The 22,316-nt window shown below is 48.0% G+C and carries 20 protein-coding genes and 2 tRNA genes; 8 read left to right on the top strand and 14 right to left on the bottom strand.

Going from position 1 to position 22,316, the window contains the following annotated elements; genetic code table 11:
* Positions 1–42: 42 nt before the first annotated feature.
* Positions 43–2,037 carry a transketolase gene (tkt, locus tag TSUB_RS02745; RefSeq protein ID WP_192867867.1) on the bottom strand — a complete coding sequence of 665 codons (1,995 nt, stop codon included), beginning with the start codon at positions 2,035–2,037 and terminating at the stop codon, positions 43–45.
* 357 nt (positions 2,038–2,394) lie between these two features.
* On the opposite strand from tkt, the gene metK reads away from it, so the two are divergent.
* The 7 genes from metK to ruvX all read left to right on the top strand — a co-directional run bounded on the left by metK (position 2,395) and on the right by ruvX (position 7,866).
* Positions 2,395–3,546, top strand: coding sequence for a methionine adenosyltransferase (gene metK, locus TSUB_RS02740; RefSeq protein WP_087023887.1), 1,152 nt, complete (start codon positions 2,395–2,397; stop codon positions 3,544–3,546).
* Between the two features lie 71 nt (positions 3,547–3,617).
* Positions 3,618–4,136 carry a SprT family zinc-dependent metalloprotease gene (locus tag TSUB_RS02735; protein WP_192867868.1) on the top strand — a complete coding sequence of 173 codons (519 nt, stop codon included), beginning with the start codon at positions 3,618–3,620 and terminating at the stop codon, positions 4,134–4,136.
* A gap of 110 nt (positions 4,137–4,246) precedes the next feature.
* The gene (locus TSUB_RS02730; protein ID WP_087023889.1) at positions 4,247–4,954 is read left to right on the top strand and encodes an endonuclease; all 708 of its coding nucleotides are present in this window, start codon (positions 4,247–4,249) and stop codon (positions 4,952–4,954) included.
* Between the two features lie 90 nt (positions 4,955–5,044).
* The gene (gene rsmE, locus TSUB_RS02725) at positions 5,045–5,776 is read left to right on the top strand and encodes a 16S rRNA (uracil(1498)-N(3))-methyltransferase (RefSeq protein WP_087023891.1); all 732 of its coding nucleotides are present in this window, start codon (positions 5,045–5,047) and stop codon (positions 5,774–5,776) included.
* 9 nt (positions 5,777–5,785) lie between these two features.
* Positions 5,786–6,739, top strand: a complete 954-nt coding sequence (gene gshB, locus TSUB_RS02720; protein WP_087023893.1) for a glutathione synthase — start codon at positions 5,786–5,788, stop codon at positions 6,737–6,739.
* A 144-nt stretch (positions 6,740–6,883) separates the two neighbouring features.
* Positions 6,884–7,447, top strand: coding sequence for a YqgE/AlgH family protein (locus TSUB_RS02715; RefSeq protein WP_087023895.1), 564 nt, complete (start codon positions 6,884–6,886; stop codon positions 7,445–7,447).
* A complete protein-coding gene (gene ruvX / locus TSUB_RS02710) occupies positions 7,444–7,866 on the top strand; it encodes a Holliday junction resolvase RuvX (RefSeq protein WP_087023897.1) in 423 nt (140 codons plus the stop codon). The genes TSUB_RS02715 and ruvX overlap by 4 nt, the downstream gene beginning before the upstream one ends.
* Positions 7,867–7,945: 79 nt before the next feature.
* Here the strand turns inward: ruvX and nlpI are convergent, their stop codons facing one another.
* From nlpI to rpsO, 3 genes are all read right to left on the bottom strand, one after another.
* Positions 7,946–8,809, bottom strand: a complete 864-nt coding sequence (nlpI, locus tag TSUB_RS02705; protein WP_087023899.1) for a lipoprotein NlpI — start codon at positions 8,807–8,809, stop codon at positions 7,946–7,948.
* Positions 8,810–8,875: 66 nt separating this feature from the next.
* Positions 8,876–11,002, bottom strand: coding sequence for a polyribonucleotide nucleotidyltransferase (gene pnp / locus TSUB_RS02700; RefSeq protein ID WP_087023901.1), 2,127 nt, complete (start codon positions 11,000–11,002; stop codon positions 8,876–8,878).
* 306 nt (positions 11,003–11,308) lie between these two features.
* Entirely contained in the window at positions 11,309–11,578 is a 270-nt protein-coding gene (gene rpsO / locus TSUB_RS02695; RefSeq protein ID WP_087023905.1) for a 30S ribosomal protein S15, read from the bottom strand.
* A 172-nt stretch (positions 11,579–11,750) separates the two neighbouring features.
* Between rpsO and TSUB_RS02690 the strand changes: the two genes are divergently transcribed.
* Entirely contained in the window at positions 11,751–12,782 is a 1,032-nt protein-coding gene (locus TSUB_RS02690; RefSeq protein WP_087023907.1) for a TRM11 family SAM-dependent methyltransferase, read from the top strand.
* A 98-nt stretch (positions 12,783–12,880) separates the two neighbouring features.
* Here TSUB_RS02690 and truB read toward each other — a convergent pair whose 3' ends face one another.
* The 10 genes from truB to folP all read right to left on the bottom strand — a co-directional run bounded on the left by truB (position 12,881) and on the right by folP (position 22,313).
* Positions 12,881–13,837, bottom strand: coding sequence for a tRNA pseudouridine(55) synthase TruB (gene truB / locus TSUB_RS02685; RefSeq protein WP_087023908.1), 957 nt, complete (start codon positions 13,835–13,837; stop codon positions 12,881–12,883).
* The gene (gene rbfA, locus TSUB_RS02680; RefSeq protein WP_087023910.1) at positions 13,837–14,229 is read right to left on the bottom strand and encodes a 30S ribosome-binding factor RbfA; all 393 of its coding nucleotides are present in this window, start codon (positions 14,227–14,229) and stop codon (positions 13,837–13,839) included. The genes truB and rbfA overlap by 1 nt, the downstream gene beginning before the upstream one ends.
* A gap of 83 nt (positions 14,230–14,312) precedes the next feature.
* Entirely contained in the window at positions 14,313–17,021 is a 2,709-nt protein-coding gene (gene infB / locus TSUB_RS02675) for a translation initiation factor IF-2 (protein ID WP_087023912.1), read from the bottom strand.
* Positions 17,022–17,047: 26 nt separating this feature from the next.
* Complete coding sequence (gene nusA, locus TSUB_RS02670) at positions 17,048–18,538, bottom strand: transcription termination factor NusA (protein ID WP_087023914.1); 1,491 nt, start codon at positions 18,536–18,538, stop codon at positions 17,048–17,050.
* 20 nt (positions 18,539–18,558) lie between these two features.
* Complete coding sequence (rimP, locus tag TSUB_RS02665) at positions 18,559–19,014, bottom strand: ribosome maturation factor RimP (RefSeq protein ID WP_087023916.1); 456 nt, start codon at positions 19,012–19,014, stop codon at positions 18,559–18,561.
* 300 nt (positions 19,015–19,314) lie between these two features.
* Positions 19,315–19,391 (bottom strand) — tRNA-Met (locus TSUB_RS02660).
* A gap of 47 nt (positions 19,392–19,438) precedes the next feature.
* Positions 19,439–19,523: transfer RNA gene (locus TSUB_RS02655), tRNA-Leu, on the bottom strand.
* Positions 19,524–19,531: 8 nt separating this feature from the next.
* Positions 19,532–19,855: a preprotein translocase subunit SecG gene (secG, locus tag TSUB_RS02650; protein ID WP_087023918.1), complete on the bottom strand. Its 324-nt coding sequence runs from the start codon at positions 19,853–19,855 to the stop codon at positions 19,532–19,534.
* 263 nt (positions 19,856–20,118) lie between these two features.
* The gene (glmM, locus tag TSUB_RS02645; protein WP_087023920.1) at positions 20,119–21,456 is read right to left on the bottom strand and encodes a phosphoglucosamine mutase; all 1,338 of its coding nucleotides are present in this window, start codon (positions 21,454–21,456) and stop codon (positions 20,119–20,121) included.
* A 23-nt stretch (positions 21,457–21,479) separates the two neighbouring features.
* Positions 21,480–22,313, bottom strand: a complete 834-nt coding sequence (gene folP, locus TSUB_RS02640; RefSeq protein WP_087023922.1) for a dihydropteroate synthase — start codon at positions 22,311–22,313, stop codon at positions 21,480–21,482.
* Positions 22,314–22,316 lie beyond the last annotated feature (3 nt).

The raw sequence follows: 22,316 nt of genomic DNA, 5'->3' as shown, positions 1-22,316 counted from the left end.
GCTCATCGAGCTGGCTTTCTATCATTCTGTCGCTAGGTCAAGTTAAGCAAGCAACTCTTTTGCAGTGCTCACAACGTTCTCAACGGTGAAACCGAACATTTTGAACAGCTCACCCGCTGGCGCTGATTCACCGAAGGTCGTCATGCCAATGATACGACCGTCAAAACCAACATACTTGTACCAGTAGTCAGCAATACCCGCTTCTACGGCAACGCGCGCAGTCACGTCAGAAGGCAGTACAGACTCACGGTACTCAGCGTCTTGCGCATCAAATACATCCGTTGAAGGCAAAGATACAACACGTACCTTATGGCCAGCTTCTGTCAACTCAGCGTGTGCTGCCATCACTAGCTCAACTTCAGAACCCGTTGCGATAAGAATCAACTCAGGTTGACCTTCGCTGTCTTTTAGGATGTAGCCACCCTTGGCAATGTTAGCCAGTTGCGCGTCATCGCGTGACTGCTGTGCTAGGTTCTGACGAGAGAAGATCAATGACGTAGGGCCATCTTTACGCTCAATCGCGTGCTTCCAAGCGACCGCAGATTCAACTTGGTCACATGGACGCCATGTGCTCATGTTTGGTGTAACACGGAGAGAAGCGATTTGCTCAACAGGTTGGTGTGTTGGACCATCTTCACCCAAACCAATTGAGTCATGCGTATACACTTGGATATTTTGCACTTTCATCAATGCAGCCATGCGCATTGCGTTACGCGCGTACTCCATGAACATCAAGAAAGTTGCACCGTAAGGTACAAAACCACCATGCAACGCAATACCGTTGATGATCGCTGTCATACCGAACTCACGCACACCGTAGTGGATATAGTTACCAGCGGCATCATCAGCCGTTAGCGCTTTTGAACCAGACCACATGGTAAGGTTTGACGGCGCAAGGTCTGCAGAACCGCCCATGAACTCAGGTAGCAGTTTGCCAAACGCTTCTAGTGCATTCTGAGACGCTTTACGTGATGCAATCGAGGCTGGGTTTGCTTGTAGCTCTTTGATGTACTCGTTCGCTTTCGCTTCGAACTCAGCAGGTAAATCACCCGCGACACGGCGCTTAAACTCTGCAGCGAGTTCAGGGTAAGCCGCTTCATAGGCTGCCAACTTCTCTTCCCATGCAGACTGCTTCGCCGCACCGGCTTCTTTCGCATCCCATTCTGCATACACGTCAGCGGGGATTTCAAACGGACCGTGTTCCCAACCAAGGAATTCACGTGCTGCAGCAATTTCGTCGTGACCAAGTGGTGCACCGTGACAATCATGAGAACCGGCCTTGTTTGGCGAACCAAAGCCAATGATAGTCTTACAACAGATGATGGTAGGTTTGGTCGTTTCTGCTTTCGCTGCTTCAATAGCGGCATTGATTGCATCACTGTCATGACCATCAACCGCTAGCACGTGCCAGCCATATGACTCAAAACGCTTCTGCGTGTCGTCGGTAAACCAACCTTCGACTTCGCCATCGATTGAGATGCCGTTGTCATCCCAGAAGGCAATCAACTTACCTAGGCCCAGCGTACCTGCTAGCGAACACGCTTCGTGCGAGACACCTTCCATCAGACAGCCGTCACCCATGAAGACATAAGTGAAGTGATCAACCACATCGTGACCATCGCGGTTGAACTGTGCCGCGAGCGATTTCTCAGCCAGCGCCATACCAACAGCGTTGGTAATACCTTGACCAAGTGGACCAGTGGTCGTTTCTACACCTGGTGCATAACCATATTCTGGGTGGCCTGGTGTTTTAGAGTGCAGTTGACGGAACTGCTTAAGATCGTCAATCGACAGATCGTAGCCCGCTAGGTGGAGCAGAGAATAGATCAGCATAGAGCCGTGACCATTCGACAGTACAAAACGGTCGCGGTCAGCCCACTCTGGGTTCTGTGGGTTATGGTTTAAGTGATCACGCCATAGTACTTCAGCGATATCAGCCATACCCATAGGCGCACCCGGGTGACCAGAGTTAGCTTGTTGAACACCATCCATGCTCAACGCACGGATTGCATTAGCAAGTTGTTTACGAGACGACATGTCTGCTCCTGAGTGAAAAACAGTGTTAGTAGGGTTTCTCGCCATTCTTTTATAGAGAAACTGCATTTGGCGGGGCGGTATTGTCGCAAAGCGAGTAAATGACTGCAAACATTTTACGGAGCAAATAGCGCTATTATTTCAATCAGATGAATCAATTTTTGCCTAAACAATTGATGCGTAACCATTCATCACGCAAACGATTGGCTCACACTTAATAAAAACCCTCCTCATTGAGATGTTGATTTTGATCTCACTACAAGTAGAATAGACGTCCAGATGTAGATACCTCTACACATATGAATGGATAAATAATCTACAATTCATATGCCCTTTATTTAATTATTAGTGGATACGCTCATGTCAAAACACCTGTTTACTTCTGAGTCAGTTTCTGAAGGTCATCCGGATAAAATTGCCGATCAGATCTCTGACGCTGTATTGGATGCCATTTTAGAACAAGACACGAAAGCACGTGTTGCCTGTGAAACCTACGTTAAAACCGGCATGGTCATGGTAGGTGGTGAGATCACAACGTCGGCTTGGGTTGATATCGAAGAGCTTACTCGCCAAACCGTCCGTGAAATCGGTTACGTTCATTCAGACATGGGCTTTGATGCCGACTCATGTGCTGTACTCAATACTATTGGTAAGCAGTCTCCTGACATTAACCAAGGTGTTGATAAGGCTGATCCAAAAGAACAAGGTGCAGGTGACCAAGGTATCATGTTTGGTTACGCCACTAACGAAACTGACGTGTTAATGCCAGCACCTATCACTTACTCTCACCGCTTGGTAGAGCGCCAAGCAGAAGTGCGCAAAAATGGCACGCTTCCTTGGTTGCGTCCAGACGCAAAAAGCCAAGTGACTTTCGCTTACGACCAAGGCAAGATCGTCGGTATTGATGCTGTTGTACTCTCAACTCAGCACTGTGATTCAATCTCTACATCAGATTTGCGTGAAGCGGTAATGGAAGAGATCATCAAGCCAGTACTACCTTCAGAGTGGCTAAACCAAGACACTAACTTCTTCATCAACCCAACTGGCCGTTTCGTTATCGGTGGCCCTATGGGTGACTGTGGTCTAACAGGCCGTAAGATCATCGTTGATACCTACGGTGGTGCAGCTCGACATGGTGGTGGTGCTTTCTCTGGTAAAGATCCATCAAAAGTTGACCGCTCAGCGGCATATGCAGCGCGTTATGTGGCGAAAAACATCGTTGCTGCAGGTATGGCTGATCGTTGTGAAATTCAATTGTCTTATGCGATTGGTGTTGCAGATCCAACTTCTATCATGGTTGAGACGTTTGGTACTGAAAAAGTACCTCACGACGTTATCATCGCAGCAGTGCGTCAGTTCTTCGACCTACGCCCTTACGGCCTACAAGAGATGCTGAACCTACTGCAACCTATCTATAAGAAGACAGCCGCATACGGTCACTTTGGTCGCGAAGAGTTCCCTTGGGAAAAAACCGACAAAGTAGACGCATTGCGCGACTTCGCAAAGCTGTAAAGCCTTGTACTTGACTGTGACATTGAAAAGCCAGAGCATTGCCTCTGGCTTTTTTTCGCTCGAGCAAACCTGTGTCGACATCGCAACAACTCACTGAAGCTGTTCAGCAGCAAATTATTCAACGTGTACATGCGTGTATAGCGTTAGCTAGCCATCGCCTGAATCGACAATTTGAACTACCGTCCATCCGCTTTAACCAGCGAGGAAAAATAGCAGGCAGTGCCCGATTGCAGAGTTGGGAGCTCAGATTTAACCTCACCCTACTCCTTGAAAATCAACCGGCCTTTCTTGATGATGTTGTGCCGCACGAAGTGGCTCACCTCATCACCTACGCACTGTATGGCAAAGTTCGCCCACACGGTAAAGAGTGGCAACAAATCATGCTAGGCGTATTCAAGCGTCCTCCCACCACCACCCACAATTTCAATATTACCAATGTGCAAGGGCAGCTCTTCTCCTATCAATGTCAATGCCAGCTTCACCAACTGACCATACGTCGACATCGCAAGGTTCAACGCGGCGAAGTCCGCTACCGTTGCAGAGACTGCGGAACGACACTCACTCCTAGCTCAGACACTCGCCAGCCTTGAGCGATGAGGAAATTGGCTCAGTTCTAACATCTCTCTGTAATTAATACTTTTATAGTTTGCATTACACTATCGCCTCACTGACAATCATCTCAATTCGTTAAGGAGTCGAGATGATTAAGACAATTTCAGTGTTCAGTATGCTCATGATCACCCCCACTTTGCTTGCCGCTACGCATCCTACTTCCTTTAGCGCCGCAAAACGCCTCCTCACCAGTGAAATTTATCACGACCATACCCAATCTTTTTATTGCGACTGTGAATTCACATGGAATGGCCGCCGTGGCGAGCCAGACTTAAACAGTTGTGGCTATACGGTAAGAAAACAGGAAAGACGTGCTAACCGTATCGAGTGGGAACATGTCGTGCCAGCATGGCAGATGGGACACCAACTACAATGTTGGCAAGAGGGCGGCCGCAAGGCATGTGGCAAAGATCCTCAATTTCGTTTAATGGAGTCAGACATGCATAACTTGACGCCAGCAATCGGTGAAGTGAACGGCGATCGCTCTAACTACCGCTTCAGTCAGTGGAATGGTGACCATGGGGCATTCTATGGCCAGTGCGAAATGAAAGTCGATTTCAAACAGCGCTCAGCAGAGCCCCCCGCAAGAGCACGCGGCGCTATCGCTCGCACCTATTTCTATATGAATGAGCGCTATCAGTTCACTTTAGCAAAAGCCCAACGCCAACTATTGCAAGCTTGGGACAAACAATACCCTGTAGATGTCTGGGAATGCGAACGTGATAAGCGCATTGCTCGTGTCCAAGGCAATCACAACCCTTACGTGCAACAAGCGTGCATGGCAGCAGGTCTATAACCGATAGTCATAATGGTAAACACGTGCTAACAACACTTGCATTCTATTCCATGCTAAGATGCCAATCAGTGTAAAAATGCGAACAAACCTATGAGAATTCCACGAATTTACCACCCACACCTTTTGCCAGACGAGGGTGTTGTTGCCTTAAGCGAAGAAGCGGCAAACCATGTAGGCCGCGTGCTCAGGATGCAAACAGGACAAGAGGTGTTACTCTTTGATGGCAGTAATGCAGAGTTTCCTGCCATTATCTCTGCCGCCTCGAAAAAGCATGTCGAGGTCACGATTCAGCAACGTATCGAGCGAAGTGTTGAATCACCACTCGACTTGCATCTCGGTCAGGTAGTCTCCCGTGGTGAAAAAATGGAGTTCACCATTCAAAAATCAGTCGAGTTAGGTGTCAATACCATCACACCGCTGATTTCTGAGCGTTGCGGCGTTAAGCTCAATGCAGAGCGATTCGAGAAAAAACGTCAACAGTGGCAGAAGATCGCCATTGCGGCTTGTGAGCAAAGTGGTCGCAATGTTGTGCCGGAAATCCGCCCCATTATGTCGCTAGAAGCTTGGTGTGAAGAAGCCTATGAGGGGTTAAAACTCAACTTACACCCACGTGCACAATACTCCATTAATACCTTGCCAGGCCCAGTCAGTAAACTAAAGCTACTGATCGGCCCTGAGGGTGGTCTCTCCGAGGAAGAGATTGCCATGACAGAAAACTATCAATTTGAAGAGATCCTGTTGGGCCCTCGTGTACTGCGTACAGAAACCGCAGCCATGACCGCGATTACAGCCTTACAAGTTCGCTTCGGAGATTTAGGATAAGGAATTGAAATGATCAAACTCGGTATCGTGATGGACCCAATAGAGTCTATCAACATCAAAAAAGACTCTAGCTTTGCCATGATGCTAGAAGCACAACGTCGTGGCTGGGAAATTCACTACATGGAGATGAATGATCTCTCTTTAGATCAAGGCGTTGCCGTTGCTCGCACTCGCGTGGTGTCATTGAAAGAAGATCCAAACGGATGGTATGAGTTTGGTAGTGAACAAGAAATTCCGCTTGCTGATCTCGATGCAGTACTGATGCGCAAGGATCCGCCGTTTGACACCGAGTACATCTACGCCACCTACATCCTAGAGCGAGCGGAAGAAGCCGGTGCGTTGATCGTCAACAAGCCGCAGAGTCTTCGTGATTGCAATGAGAAGCTTTTCACCGCTTGGTTCCCAGATCTGACGCCTACCACGATCGTTACTCGTCGCGCAGAGAAAATTCAAGCTTTCCGAGAAACGCATGGGGATGTCATCCTCAAGCCATTGGATGGTATGGGTGGCGCTTCGATCTTCCGCGTAAAACAAGGCGATCCAAACGTCTCAGTGATCATAGAAACCCTGACCAACCATGGCCAGAACTACTGCATGGCACAAACTTTTGTCCCTGACATCAGCAACGGTGATAAGCGTATCCTCGTTGTTGATGGCGAACCAATGCCATACTGCCTCGCGCGTATACCAGCAGAAGGTGAAACACGGGGTAACCTCGCTGCTGGTGGCCGTGGTGAAGCGCGCCCGCTAAGTGAAACCGATTGGGCGATAGCCAAGGCTGTCGCACCGAGCTTGAAAGAGAAAGGGCTGATTTTTGTCGGACTCGATGTCATCGGTGACAAACTGACAGAGATTAACGTCACTAGCCCGACCTGTATTCGTGAAATCGAGGCAGCCTTCGATATTTCCATCACAGGCAAGTTGATGGATGCGATCGAAAAGCGAGTACGAGCGACAAGCTAGCCATCCAATCTAACGACCGATATCACTTCTGGTACAGCTTATTTGTACCAGAAGATGACAGTTTCCATTTTCCTCTGCATACTGACGTTATTGGCCTCAATTCATACTGACACCCAATGTCCTTTGCAGTTGTAGGATCATCTGATGAATCTCAAAAACCATTTCCTTGTCGCGATGCCTGCTATGGAAGATCCGCGTTTTAAGCGTGCGGTCATCTATGTCTGTGAGCATAACGATGAAGGCGCGATGGGGCTTATCATCAATCACCCGATCGACATTAAACTCAATGCAATGCTTGAGCAGATCGAGTTAGAACGTGATCTCCCTATCGATAATCCAAACAGCCTAGAACAACCCGTGCTTAACGGTGGCCCTGTCGCCGAAGATCGGGGATTTGTTCTCCATGATCCCAGTATTCGCTTTTCAAGCAGCGAAAAGGTGAGTGAAGCGATCACGGTCACGACGTCCAAAGATGTCTTAGCCACCTTAGGGACCAAGTTGGCTCCTAACAAGTTCATGGTTGCGCTTGGCTATGCAGGCTGGGACGCAGGGCAACTTGAAAAAGAGCTGGTTGAAAATAGCTGGCTCACGGTCGAAGCGGATCCGGGGATTATCTTCTCCACCCCTATCAATGAACGCTGGGCAAAAGCTATTGAGCAATTTGGCGTCAACTCCGCGAACTTATCCAGCCAAGCAGGACACGCATGAGTCGTACAATCATCGCTTTCGATTATGGCACCAAAAGTATTGGTGTCGCCATAGGTCAAGAACTGACAGGGACAGCCAACCCGCTCGCGGCATTCAAAGCGCGAGACGGTGTCCCCAATTGGGATGACATAGAAAAACTGCTCAAAGAATGGCAGCCTGAGCTACTTGTCGTCGGTCTTCCACTCGATATGGAAGGCGGCGAGCTTGAAGCGATTACGCCGCGCGCACGCAAATTTGCTAATCGGCTACATGGGCGCTTTGGGTTGCAAGTAGAACTTCATGATGAGCGTTTAAGTACCCGTGAAGCTAAATCTGCACTCTTTGAAACGGGCGGCTATCGCGCCCTCAGTAAAGGCAATATCGACTCTCAATCTGCGGTAGTGATACTCGAAAGCTGGTTTGAACAGCAATGGGGTTAGGTAAGCCGTAGAAACAAAAAAGCTGCATAACGCAGCTTTTTTATCGTATGCTCAAGCAAACTTGAGGTGCTTGAGTCGACTACATTCGATTTTGCAACACGGTAGAGAGCTCTAACATGGCGTATCGATGTTCAATATACTCATAAACATTCCCCGCCATCGCCATTTTATACAAGGATATCGCAGAACCCTCATCACCCCGATGTTGATAGCGCTTAGCCATATAGAAATAAATTTCGCAGAGCTTTTGCGCCAGTTCGACATTGCCTTCACTGGTTCTGGCTACCTGATTCAGTAACTCCACCTCCGAGAGGTCGTCAAGATACATGGCGACAATCTCCCACCCCCATTGTGAGCGATCGGCAACATCATAACGCTTTCGCATATCCGCGTTTGCTTTAACTGGATCTATCTCGAGCTCCGTCAGGTATAACCAAATCGTACGGTATGGATCATCTGGGTTCTGGGCGTAGTGTGCCAAAAGATCTTCCGTTGCCAGTTGGTAGCGCTGACCATAATAAAGTGCTATACCCCGGTTACGTTGTGCAAAGGCATGCCCTTCTTTCAACTCCAACACAGAGTCGAACGCTTCATACGCCGCATCAAAGTGTCCTGACTGAGTGAAATAGACCCCAAGAATATTAAAAACATCTGGTTGATCAGGTTTAATCTGTAAAGACTGATTGAAGTCCAGCCTCGCCAAATCACGTAGGCCTAGCGAATCATGTAGCATACCGCGCTCAAAGTGAATCTGGGCACGGGTCACTTCATCCAAGTCTGTACGCTGCAATAATTGGTCAGTGCGTGCAAGTTGAAGCTCTTGCTGTAATGTGGACTGAAGTGGAATCGCGATCGGTGGCTGCACCCAGCCACGTTGTGCGGTTTGGGTCGCGCACCCCGTCAACGCTAAAATACATGCTACAGCCCAAAAACGTGCTCTCAATGCCTATCTCCCTGAACAAAAAAAGGGGCGTAATGCCCCTTTATACCATGCTTCGTGACCAAAAACTTAGCTTTCTGGTGTTTCATTCTGCTCTGCAGCAGGTGGGTTCAATTCCGCTTTCGCTTCCTTGATACTCAGGCGGATACGACCCTGACGGTCGATTTCCAATACTTTAACCTGAACTTCTTGACCCATTTCCAGATAGTCAGACACTTTCTCAACACGCTTGTCGTCGATTTGAGAAATATGTACCAAGCCTTCTTTAGTACCGATAACCGAGACGAACGCACCAAAGTCTACGATGCGCATTACTTTACCAGTATAGATGCGACCTACTTCGACTTCTGCAGTAATTTCTTCGATGCGACGAATCGCTTCTTTCGCTGCAGTGCCTTCCGTTGCGGCGATCTTCACCGTACCGTCATCTTCAAGCTCAATCGTTGTACCCGTCTCTTCAGTGAGCTGACGAATCACTGCACCACCTTTACCGATAACGTCTTTGATCTTCTCTGGATTGATCTTCATGGTGTGAATGCGTGGCGCAAACTCAGAGATCTCTTCACGGTGAGAGCCAATCGCCTCGTCCATCACGTTAAGGATGTGCAGACGCGCACCTTTCGCTTGGTTAAGCGCAATCTGCATGATCTCTTTGGTGATACCTTCGATCTTAATATCCATCTGCAGTGCAGTAATACCGTCGTCAGTACCTGCCACTTTAAAGTCCATGTCACCAAGGTGGTCTTCGTCACCTAGGATGTCAGAAAGGACAACGAAGTCATCGCCTTCTTTTACAAGACCCATCGCGATACCAGCAACCGATGCTTTAATTGGTACACCTGCATCCATGAGCGCAAGAGAAGTACCACAGACAGATGCCATTGATGATGAACCATTCGATTCAGTGATTTCAGACACCACACGCACTGTGTATGGGAATTCATCAGTTGAAGGCATAACTGCCGCAATACCACGCTTCGCCAGTTTACCGTGGCCGATTTCACGACGCTTAGGTGAACCAACAAAACCTGTCTCACCCACACAGTATGGAGGGAAGTTGTAGTGCAGTAGGAAGTGATCTTTACGCTCGCCAGTTAGCTCATCAATGATTTGAGCATCACGCTGAGTGCCGAGTGTTGCAGTAACCAGTGCCTGTGTCTCACCACGAGTAAACAGAGAAGAACCGTGAGTACGAGGTAGAACACCCGTGCGCACGTCAAGTGCACGCACCATGTCTTTTTCACGACCATCGATACGTGGGTTACCTGCAATGATACGGCCACGTACTGCTTTCTTCTCTAGAGAACCCAGCATGTTACGCACTTCTAGCTCATTTAGAGACTCATCTTCAGCCTGCAGAGTAGCAATCACTTCATTTTTGATCGCACCTACTTGGTCGTAACGAGCCATCTTCTCAGTGATTTGATACGCATCAGATAGACGCGTTTCTGCCAGCTCAGCCACTTTCGCTTTAAGCTCTAGATTTTCTTCTGGCGCAGTCCAATCCCATGCTGGGGTTGCAACTTCGGCAGCAAACTCTTTGATTGCGTTAACAACCGTTTGTTGCTGGTCATGACCATAAACTACCGCTGCTAGCATTTGCTCTTCGGTTAGACGGTCAGCTTCAGACTCAACCATCAATACTGCACTATCAGTACCCGCAACAACCAGGTCCAAACGGCTATCAGCCAGTTCAGTATTGCTTGGGTTTAATACCAATTCGTCGTTGATGTAACCCACACGCGCCGCACCGATTGGGCCATTGAATGGGATGCCAGAAATCGCCAGCGCTGCTGAGGTACCAATCATCGTCACGATATCTGGGTTTACGTCTGGGTTAACAGACACAACCGTTGCGATAACTTGAACTTCATTTTTGAAGCCGTCTGGGAATAGCGGACGGATTGGACGGTCGATAAGGCGAGCGATCAGCGTTTCGCCTTCAGATGGACGACCTTCACGCTTGAAGAAGCCACCCGGGATTTTACCAGCAGCGTAAGTACGCTCTTGATAGTTCACCGTAAGAGGGAAGAAATCTTGGCCTTCAGCCGCTTCTTTCTTGCCAACAACAGAAACAAATACAGAAGTATCGTCCATGCTAGCCATTACAGCGGCGGTCGCTTGACGTGCAATTACGCCAGTTTCCAGAGTCACGGTGTGATTACCGTACTGGAAAGTCTTTACGATAGGAGTCACTTGATATCCTTAATGATTTATAAGCCTTCCGGCATGGGTGCTCCAACGCTAACTTTATTCGCCATCGCGACTAATGGTAAGTCACTGTTTTCCGCCTTCAGGCGACAATGATTTGCCAATAGCCGCGACCTGCTGGTCGACAGAGACGACTGCGAATAACTCAGTGATGAAGCGAATTTTTTCGTGCTGTAGTATATACCCAAACCGCACTAATATGCGAATTTCGGCGAGTTTCACAGGCAGGTGTGAAGCGAGGATCAAAAAAAGGAGCCGAATCGGCTCCTTTTTTCTGAAATCTGGTTCGAATTAACGACGCAGACCCAGACGACCAATCAAAGATTGGTAACGGTCGTAGTCTTTACCCTTCAGGTAGTCCAGAAGTTTACGACGACGAGAAACCATACGTAGTAGGCCACGACGGCTGTGGTGATCGCCTTTGTGCTCAGCAAAGTGACCTTGCAGGTGGTTGATAGAAGCAGTCAGTAGAGCTACCTGTACTTCTGGTGAACCAGTGTCGTTTTCGCCTTGTGCGTATTCTGCAACGATTGCTGCTTTAGTTTCTGCATTCAGAGACATAATCTTTTCCTAAATGTAAAAGTTTAACTTTGTGTCAGCCAATCTCTGATTCAGCCGACACCCGAGAGCGAGAATTATACGCAGATCAATCCCTGACTGCAAGGTGCATCCTGACCTTGAATACGCTAATATTGCGCTGTTTTCTTATTCACGTACTTTCTCGAGAGTCCCCATGCCACATTACGCTATTTTGGCCAATCCCGGTCACAATCGGATCTATTTTGATACTGCGCTAACTATCGGCTGTGCCGAGCTCACCGCATTACTCACAGCGAAGGGGGTTGCCGTCAAAGATGTGGCTCAAAAAGAGATAGGCGTCCCTGCTGCTATCTGTTTTTCAACGGATGCGCCGTTGAGCGAATCGGCACTGACAGCACTAGCCGCTTCCTCACTTTATTACGCGCTATTCGAGTTGCTCTCCGATGGTTTACTTAAACCGATCACGCCACCAAGCCCGTTCACTTTTCCTGAGAGCATGAGCCAAATCTTGCGTTATACAGGCAAAACAAACGAGCAATTTACTCGATTGATGATCAATTTGGCTTATAGCGCTGCGGAAACAAACAGTGACCGACTATGTCTGATGGATCCGATGTGCGGTAAAGGTACAACGCTCTATGAAGGCTTGATTCGCGGTTTCGATGTTATTGGTGTCGAAATCAATAATAAATGGGTACATGAAACGGAAGTTTTTCTAACTAAATACATGAAACAGGGCCGATTTAAACATAAAGCCAAAAAAGAAAAACGTACTGGCTCGAACGGAAAGAAACTCGCTGATTGCTTTGTTCTCGATTGCGCTGCTGACAAAGACGCGTTCAATCAGGGCGCTGCGCAAAACCTGAAGCTACTCGCGATAGACACCCGTGAAAGCCATCAAGTGATCAAGAAAAATAGCTGCGATATGTTGGTTTCAGATTTACCCTATGGGGTACAACATGGCAGCAAGAATGCCAAAGCCCCGAAGATGGAACGCAGTCCTCTCGAACTATTGAGTGAAGCCTTACCTTCATGGAAACAGACACTCAAATCCAAAGGCGCTATCGTACTGTCATTCAATGAATTCACGCTAAAATGGAAAGAGGCGGCAGTCGCCTTTGAACAAGCGGGCTTTATTGTGAAAGATGAAGCCCCCTACGTGGATTATCTCCATCGTGTCGATCAATCCATCAACCGTAATGTCATCGTTGCGGTGAAGCCTTAATATCGGCAACACTGAAACAAAAAACGCGCCACTTCAATACTAAGTGGCGCGTTTTTTATTACTCGCGGCAAATCAGCCAGCATCACTATTCAGTAGAGCTACTCAGCGGTCTGACGAAATGCGATAACGCGTTTCGGCGCTACCATGCCTTCGGCATTGATCTCAGCAACACCGATAAACTCACGTTGCTCACCTCGAGATAGACGAACTTGCGTGCCTTCAGCAGGCAAGTTAGGTGCATTAACAGCTTGGCCATTCAATGCATAACTTGCCACTACAGGGATCAAGTTCACTTCTGGAAGATCTTGTACCGCAGTATCCGTCGGTAACAACAGCGGATCGAGCAACTCGCGTGGCTGGATCTCTTGTTCTCTCGCAGTTTCAAGCAGTGTTTCGAGCTGTTCTAACGTCACCATCTTCTCGTACGGATAACCAGAAACCCCCGTACGACGCAAATAGATAACATGCGCACCACAACCGAGCAGTTCACCAAGATCGTCAACAATAGTACGAATGTAAGTACCCTTTGAACAGTGTACTTCCATCTCGACTTCATCACCTTCAAAGCGTAACAATTCAATCGAGTAAACGGTAATCTTTCGCGATTCACGAGGCACTTCGATACCTTCACGCGCGTATTCGTAAAGCGGTTTGCCTTGATACTTCAATGCTGAAAACATAGAAGGGATTTGATCGGTCTCGCCGCGGAAAGAGGCGATACTGCGCTCTAATGTCCCACGGTCCACTTTCACTTCACGGGTTTCAACCACCTCACCATCAGAGTCAGAGGTATTGGTACGCTCACCTAACTTGGCGATAACTCGGTAACGCTTGTCCGAATCTAATAGATATTGCGAAAACTTCGTCGCCTCCCCAAAGCAGATAGGCAGCATGCCGGTTGCAAGAGGGTCAAGCGCACCTGTGTGGCCCGCTTTCTCAGCAAAGAAGATACGCTTCACTTTTTGCAGTGCATCGTTAGACGTGATCCCCGTTGGTTTATCCAACAAAATCACACCATCAACAGGACGACCGCGACGACGTGGACGACGACCCATTACGCTTCTCCAGACTCATCATCGACGTGACGATCTTCATCATCACGAACGACTTTTGATACAAGATTTGAAATGCGCATACCTTCGGTTAAGGACTCATCAAAAACGAAGCGCAGCTCAGGGGTCACACGTAGTCGAATACGTTTACCCAGTAGCGAACGAATATATGGCGCTTTCTCTTGAAGAATGCTCAACGATTCTTCGTTGGTTTGATCGCCGATGGTTAGGAAAGTCACAAAGACTTTCGCGTAACCCATATCACGAGATACTTCGACGTCAGAAATAGTTGTCATGGCTAGACGCTCTTCGCGGATCTCGCGTTGAAGGATCACGGCTAGCTCTTTTTGCACCTGCTGCGATACTCGCTGGGTGCGGCTAAATTCTTTTGACATAATAGACTTCTCTTAAGAAAGAATGGGGGGCTAAAGCCCCCCATTGGTGTATTCAACAACCTAAGTACAGAGCCTGTCGGTTATTAGTCATCAATTGAGCGTTTAATCTCAACGATTTCGAAGACTTCGATCTGGTCACCAACGCGAACGTCATTGTAGTTCTTAACGCCGATACCACACTCGTAACCATTCTTCACTTCTTGAACGTCATCTTTAAAGCGACGTAGTGATTCCAATTCACCTTCATAGATAACAACGTTATCACGTAGAACGCGGATTGGGTTGTTACGCTTGATAGTACCTTCGGTCACCATACAACCTGCGATAGCACCAAGTTTAGGCGATTTGAACACATCACGCACTTCTGCAAGACCCATGATTTCTTGCTTGAACTCAGGGGCAAGCATACCGCTCATCGCTTGCTTCACTTCATCAATTAATTGATAAATGATTGAGTAGTAACGAAGGTCAAGATTCTCGTTCTCAATAGCACGACGCGCAGACGCATCAGCACGAACGTTGAAACCAAGGATGATAGCGTTTGATGCCGCCGCGAGTACCGCGTCAGTTTCAGTGATACCACCTACACCTGAGCCCACGATGTTCACTTTCACTTCTTCAGTAGAAAGTTTACGTAGTGAATCAGCAATCGCTTCAACCGAACCTTGTACGTCCGCTTTCAGTACAACATTCAGTTCAGCAACTTCACCTTCAGCCATGTTAGAGAACATGTTCTCCAGCTTCGCTTTCTGCTGGCGAGCAAGCTTCACTTCACGGAACTTACCTTGGCGGTAGTTAGCCACTTCACGCGCTTTACGCTCATCACGTACAACAGTCGCTTCATCACCAGCCGCTGGCACACCTGATAGACCAAGAATCTCAGCAGGGATAGATGGACCCGCCTCTGTAATTTCTTGACCTGTTTCATCACGCATCGCACGTACGCGGCCATACTCTTGACCACACAGCACGATATCGCCTTTACGTAAGGTGCCAGACTGAACAAGCACTGTTGCAACAGGGCCACGGCCTTTATCTAGACGTGATTCAACAACAACACCTGTTGCCATACCATCAGCAACCGCGGTTAGCTCTAGTACTTCTGATTGCAGCAGAATAGTTTCTAGTAGCTGGTCAATGTTAGTCCCTTGTTTCGCAGAGATGTGAACAAACATGTTCTCACCGCCCCACTCTTCAGGGATAACATCGTATTGCGCCAGTTCATTCTTAACGTTGTCTGGGTTCGCGTCTTCTTTATCGATCTTGTTCACTGCAACGATAAGCGGCACTTCTGCTGCTTTCGCGTGCTGGATTGCTTCGATGGTTTGTGGCATGACGCCATCATCGGCAGCAACAACAAGAACAACGATATCCGTCGCTTGCGCACCACGTGCACGCATTGCGGTAAACGCGGCGTGTCCCGGAGTATCCAGGAAGGTGATCATACCGTTATCAGTTTCTACGTGGTAGGCACCAATATGCTGGGTAATACCACCCGCTTCACCAGACGCAACGTGAGCGCGACGGATGTAGTCAAGCGTAGATGTTTTACCATGGTCAACGTGGCCCATGATGGTAACCACTGGCGCACGAGGCATCTCGTCTGCACTGTTGTCACGGTCAGAAAGCACCGCTTCTTCAAGCTCGTTCTCTTTACGAAGAACAACTTTGTGACCCATTTCTTCTGCGACAAGTTGTGCAGTTTCTTGGTCAATCACTTGGTTGATGGTTGCCATCGCACCCATCTTCATCATCACCTTGATGACTTCAACACCCTTCACTGACATCTTATTTGCCAGCTCAGAAACAACAATGGTCTCGCCAATCACTACGTCGGCTTTCGCTACTTGTGCTTGCTTGTTAAAACCGTGTTGCATTGAAGATGGTTTAGCGACATTACCTCGCTTACCACGACCACGTTGATTACGGCCACCACGACCATTGTTGTCATCTTTATCAGATGCTTTGCGACGTTTCTTCTTACGACGACCACCTTCCTCTTGACGATCCGCTTCGTCTTCCGCTGCTCGAGCGTACTTAGAGGTCGTTGTGTGGTAATCTGCGTTTTCTTCTGCTGGGGCAGCGGCTGCTTGCGCCCAACGTTTTTCATTTACTTCTGCCATTTTGCGTGCCTCTTCTAGCTGACGCTGACTCTCTTCTTCGGCTTTACGCTTGGCTTCCTCTTCCTGACGGCGTTTCAGCTCTTCAGCTTCTTTCTTAGCCTGTTCAGCGGCTTTCTTCGCTGCTTCCTTCTCTGCAGCATCGACTTTTGTATCTTCACTGTTACGCTTAGCCGCTTCTGCTTCGCGTTTCGCTTTCTCTTCAGCGTCACGTTTCGCTTTAGCTTCAGCTTCACGTTTTGCAGCTTCTTCCGCTTCGCGTTTCGCTGTTTCTTCAGCTTCTCGTTTTGCGGCTTCTTCTGCGCGTTTAGCTTCCTCAGCGGCTAGTTGCTCTTCTTTCGCTCGCTCAACATTACGCTGCTCTTCTTCAAGAGCACTACGTTTCACGTAAGTGCGCTTTTTGCGCACTTCGACTTGAACATCTTTCTTGCCACCGGCACCTGATACGCTCAAAGTGCTGCGAGTTTTACGTTGTAAAGTAAGACGCGTCGGCTCACTGCCTGATTCAGAGCCATGCTCTTTTTTCAGGTGAGTAAGGAGCTTTTGCTTCTCATCTTGACTCACAACGTCGTCAGCTTTCTTGCTGATACCAGCATCGGATAATTGTTGAAGCAAACGCTCAACTGGGGTTTTTACCTCTTCAGCCAGCGCCTTAACGGTAACTTCTGACATGCTGCTCCTCCCTTGCTGTGTTGTAATTAGGCTTCGTCTCCGAACCAACAGATATTACGTGCGGCCATAATCAGCTCACCGGCACGTTCTTCGGTCATACCTTCAATATCTAGCAACTCATCAGTGCCTTGGTCGGCTAGATCTTCTAGCGTTACGACACCTTTTGCTGCCATCTTGAATGCAAGCTCACGCTCTAGACCTTCTAGACCCAGTAGGTCTTCTGCTGGCTCAGCACCTTCTAGAACTTCTTCTTTCGCTAGAGCAATTGTGGTAAGTGCTTCTTTAGCTCGAGAACGTAGCGCATCAATGATCTCTTCGTTCAGGCCATCCACTTCCATCAATTCGCTCACTGGTACGTAAGCAATTTCTTCTAGAGTTGTGAAACCTTCTTCAACCAATACGGTTGCAAAATCTTCATCAATATCAAGATATTTAATGAAGGCATCAATCGATTCTTGCGCTTCTTCCTGATGCTTTTTCTGCAAGTCTTCCACTGTCATGACGTTCAGTTCCCAACCGGTAAGTTGTGAAGCTAGACGAACGTTTTGACCGTTTCGGCCGATAGCCTGTGCCAGGTTACCCGCTTGTACAGCGATATCCATACTGTGGCTATCTTCATCAACGATGATAGAGTCAACCTCAGCCGGTGCCATTGCATTGATGACGTACTGAGCAGGATTCTCATCCCACAGCACGATATCAACACGCTCACCACCTAGTTCGCCGGTCACAGCTTGAACACGTGCACCTCGCATACCAACACACGCACCCACTGGGTCAATACGCTTATCGTTAGTTTTTACTGCGATTTTTGCACGAGAACCAGGATCACGAGCAGCACCCATCAGTTCGATCATCTCTTCAGCGATCTCAGGTACCTCGATACGGAAAAGCTCCATGATCATTTCAGGCTTAGAGCGAGTCATGAACAGTTGGAAACCGCGCGCTTCTGGACGTACTGCAAAGAGCAGACCACGAACACGGTCACCTGGGCGGAAGTTTTCTCGAGGTAGCTGATCTTCACGCAGAATCACCGCTTCAGCGTTGTTACCTAAATCGATAATAACTTGGTCGCGGTTTACTTTCTTAACAACACCAGTGATTAGCTCACCTTCGTTGTCAATAAATTGCTCAACTACTTGCGCGCGCTCAGCTTCACGTACTTTTTGTACGATGACTTGCTTCGCCGTTTGCGTTGTAATGCGATCAAATGTTACTGAGTCAATTTGATCTTCTACAAAGCCGCCCAGTTCGATAGTTTCATCATCGTACTGAGCCGCTTCCAATGTAATTTCTTTTGTCGGTAGTTCGACTTCTTCTACTACCAACCAACGACGGTAAGTGTCGAAGTGACCAGTTTTACGATCAATTTCTACACGTACGTCAATTTCAGCTTCATATTTTTTCTTCGTTGCCGTAGCTAGTGCAATTTCCAAAGCTTCAAAAATACGCTCACGTGGAACCGCTTTTTCGTTGGACACCGCTTCTACGACAGCCAAAATTTCTTTGTTGTTCATCTGTAATGCTCCATCTAGTCCTAGAAGGACGGAACCAAGTTCGCCTTGGAAATATTACTTAGTGCAAAGCTCTCGTCATTGCCATCAACCGTTAGGATAATTGTGTCACCCTCAACGCCAGCAATGATGCCTTTCCATTTACGACGATTACCCATCGCCATCTTCAACACCACACTCACTTCTTGACCAATAAATTGCTCGTAGTGTGCTGCTTTAAATAGAGGCCTTTCTAACCCAGGAGAAGAAACTTCTAGGTTGTAGGCAACAGTAATTGGATCTTCAACATCCATTACCGCACTGACCTGACGGCTCACATCAGCACAATCTTCGACTGTGATACCGTTCTCTTGATCAATGAACAGACGCAACGTAGAGAACTCTCCCGCACGTACAAATTCGAGTCCAACTAACTCGTAACCTAGCGCTTCAACAGGCGCTTCCAACAGCTCGGTTAATTGCTTTTCTAAGCCTGTCATGGCTACCCTCCAGAAACAAAAAAAGGGCTTAAAAGCCCAGTAAAATACCTGAATGGTCTGCTTCAGATAACAAAAAACCCCGATAATCGGGGTTAATGTTACTGGACCCTGATGTCGCTTAGCGACACCACACAAGAGAGTTGGTTTCTATGAAACGGCTATCTTGTGCGAAAGGTTGCGGTTATTGCCGCGATATTGTTTGAATAACTCGATTCGAACAATACTTCTGATTGAGTATATATGATTTTTACAGTGATAGATAAAATCGACTAGTAAAATCACACAATCAGGAAATCGGATTGGTTGCGGGAGCCGGATTTGAACCGACGACCTTCGGGTTATGAGCCCGACGAGCTACCAAGCTGCTCCATCCCGCGTCCGATATATGTAGGTTTTATCCTACCAACTGCTTATGCAGTAATAATGGTGCCGAGAGTGGGACTTGAACCCACACACCTTGCGGCACTAGCACCTCATGCTAGCGTGTCTACCAATTTCACCATCTCGGCAAAGCTATTTATTGTGGAATATCGCTGTTTTCAGTCGTTTCCACAGGAGCAACCACCTGTTCGGCTTGCTCTAGATTCTCCCATCCACTTCCTTGACCTGTGCTTTTCGCTGTCATGTTACCTAGTACAAGACTAAGTACAAAGAAGATGGTGGCAAAGATTGCAGTCATCCGGGTTAAAAAGTTTCCAGAGCCACTAGCGCCAAATACTGTATTTGATGCACCAGCCCCGAATGAAGCTCCCATATCTGCGCCTTTACCTTGTTGAATCATCACTAGGCCAATTACACCCAATGCGGCCAACAGGTAAATCACAAGTAGAATTTCATACATTTCGTTCCACCTATGTTCCAAATTGTTGAGCCAGCAGTAACGATTCACAGCTAGCGCTCGCTCTCTGAGGAGCGGGTTGAATACTAACGAAACCATTACTGGCTGACAAGCGGTTTTTTTAAATTATTCGCGACTTCTGAATCAGTTGCAGGAATTGTGAACAACTTTCACATCATTAAGGGCACTTTGCCTGCATTTAAAGCGATTTTAGATAGCACTCACCGCTGAAAGGGGAGTAGCCCTTGAAACGGGCTACTCCTTCATTAACAGTTAGCTTTCACGGCTTCGGCGATATCAAGCGCAGACTGCTGGACTAATTCGGCATCTTCGCCTTCCACCATGACACGAATCAATGGTTCAGTCCCCGACTTTCGCAATAACACGCGACCAGCATCGCCCAACTTCTCTTCAACCACCGCTTTGGCGTGCAGTACCGCTTCAGACTCTAACGGATTAGCATCACCTTTAAAACGAACGTTTTCGAGTACCTGAGGGAAAAGGCTCATGCCGTCACACAATGACTTCAGACTTTGCTTGCTCCCCACGATGGACGCTATCACTTGTAAGCCAGCCACAATGCCATCGCCCGTTGGGATCTTATTCAACAAAATAACATGCCCTGAGTTCTCAGCACCGATATTCCAGCCATGCTCTTTCAGTTTTTCCATGACGTAGCGATCACCTACTGCCGCGCGAACAAAAGGAATACCGAGATTCTTTAGTGCTACTTCCATGCCCAAGTTAGTCATCAAGGTACCCACCACGCCGCCTTTGAGCTCACCACGTCGCAAAGCATCACGAGCAATAATGAAGGCAATTTGGTCACCATCAACCTTATTGCCTTCTTCATCAACCATGATGACACGATCGCCATCGCCATCAAAGGCGATACCAAAGTCAGCTTTCTCCTCGACCACTTTTGCTTGTAGTGCACGGACATCCGTCGCCCCGACTTCGTCGTTGATGTTAGTACCATTAGGTTGGCAACCGATGGCGACAACCTCTGCACCTAACTCTTTAAATACATTTGGCGCGATATGGTATGTCGCACCATGCGCACAATCGACCACGACCTTGTAGCCAGAAAGTGAAAGTTCACTCGGAAAGGTACTTTTACAAAACTCAATATAGCGACCAGCGGCATCAGCGATACGTGTCGCTTTACCCAATTCCGCTGAATCCACACAGGTGATTGCTTTTTCGAGCTCTGCTTCGATTTCTAGCTCTACGGCGTCAGGCAACTTAGTCCCTTCTGAGGAAAAGAATTTGATACCGTTGTCATAGTAGGGGTTATGTGAAGCAGAAATCACGATCCCCGCTTCCGCACGGAAGGTTTGGGTTAAGTACGCAATCGCAGGCGTCGGCATGGGTCCAGTAAATGCCGCTTGCAATCCTGCCGCTGCGAGACCCGCTTCTAAGGCAGACTCCAGCATATAGCCGGAAATACGCGTATCCTTTCCAATTAGTACCTTTTTGGTGCCTTGCTTTGCTAATACTCGGCCAGCAGCCCACCCTAACTTTAAGGCAAAATCAGGGGTAACCGGATATTCCCCTACTTTGCCGCGAATGCCATCTGTACCAAAGTATTTTCGTTGTACCATTTGTTAGCTCCTAGCTGTTGTATTCAGCCAACCTGATCCAAGGTCATTTGACACACCTTCATGACATCTAGGGTCTCTTGAACATCATGAACACGGATAATTTGTGCACCCTTCATTGCAGCAATCGCTGCACATGCCAAACTCCCCGCGAGTGTGTCGGCTGGTTTCTTATCTAATAATTTAAATATCATCGACTTGCGGGACATGCCTACAAGTAAAGGTAGACCGAGTTGGTGAAATCGGTCTAGTTGCGCCAACATTTGATAGTTGTGCTCCAAGGTCTTACCAAAACCAAAACCCGGGTCGAGGAGCAGTTTTGACTTATCAATGCCGACATGAGCGCAAGCGTCGACACGCTCTTGTAAAAAATGTTCAACGTCTAACATCAAATCGTCATAGCTAGGCGAATGCTGCATGTCTCGAGGCTGACCTTGCATATGCATTAAACAAGCAGGTACTTGCGCCTTAGCAACGACTTCAAGCGCTCCCGGTTCGCGCAACGCTCTCACATCATTGATCAGATCAGCGCCAGCGAGAATGCCCTCTTCCATCACCTTCGCCTTGCTGGTATCAAGCGAAATCCAGCAATCAAACCGACTTCGGATAGCCTCAATAATGGGGATTACACGCGATAACTCTTCTTCAAGTTGAACATCGGGTGCACCGGGGCGCGTTGACTCGCCTCCGATATCAACCAGACTCACGCCCGCTTCAACCATGTGTTCCACATGACGAAGTGCGGTATCCAAGTGATTGAATTGTCCACCATCTGAGAATGAGTCTGGTGTCACATTTACGATACCCATGGTATGAATACGGTTTAAATCAAGGGTTTTATGTCGAGAACGTAGCTGCATAAC

The sequence above is a fragment of the Thaumasiovibrio subtropicus genome (assembly GCF_019703835.1).
Classification (GTDB): domain Bacteria; phylum Pseudomonadota; class Gammaproteobacteria; order Enterobacterales; family Vibrionaceae; genus Thaumasiovibrio; species Thaumasiovibrio subtropicus.
Note: the sequence above shows the minus strand (reverse complement) of the source record. Positions and strands in the feature narration are given on the sequence as shown.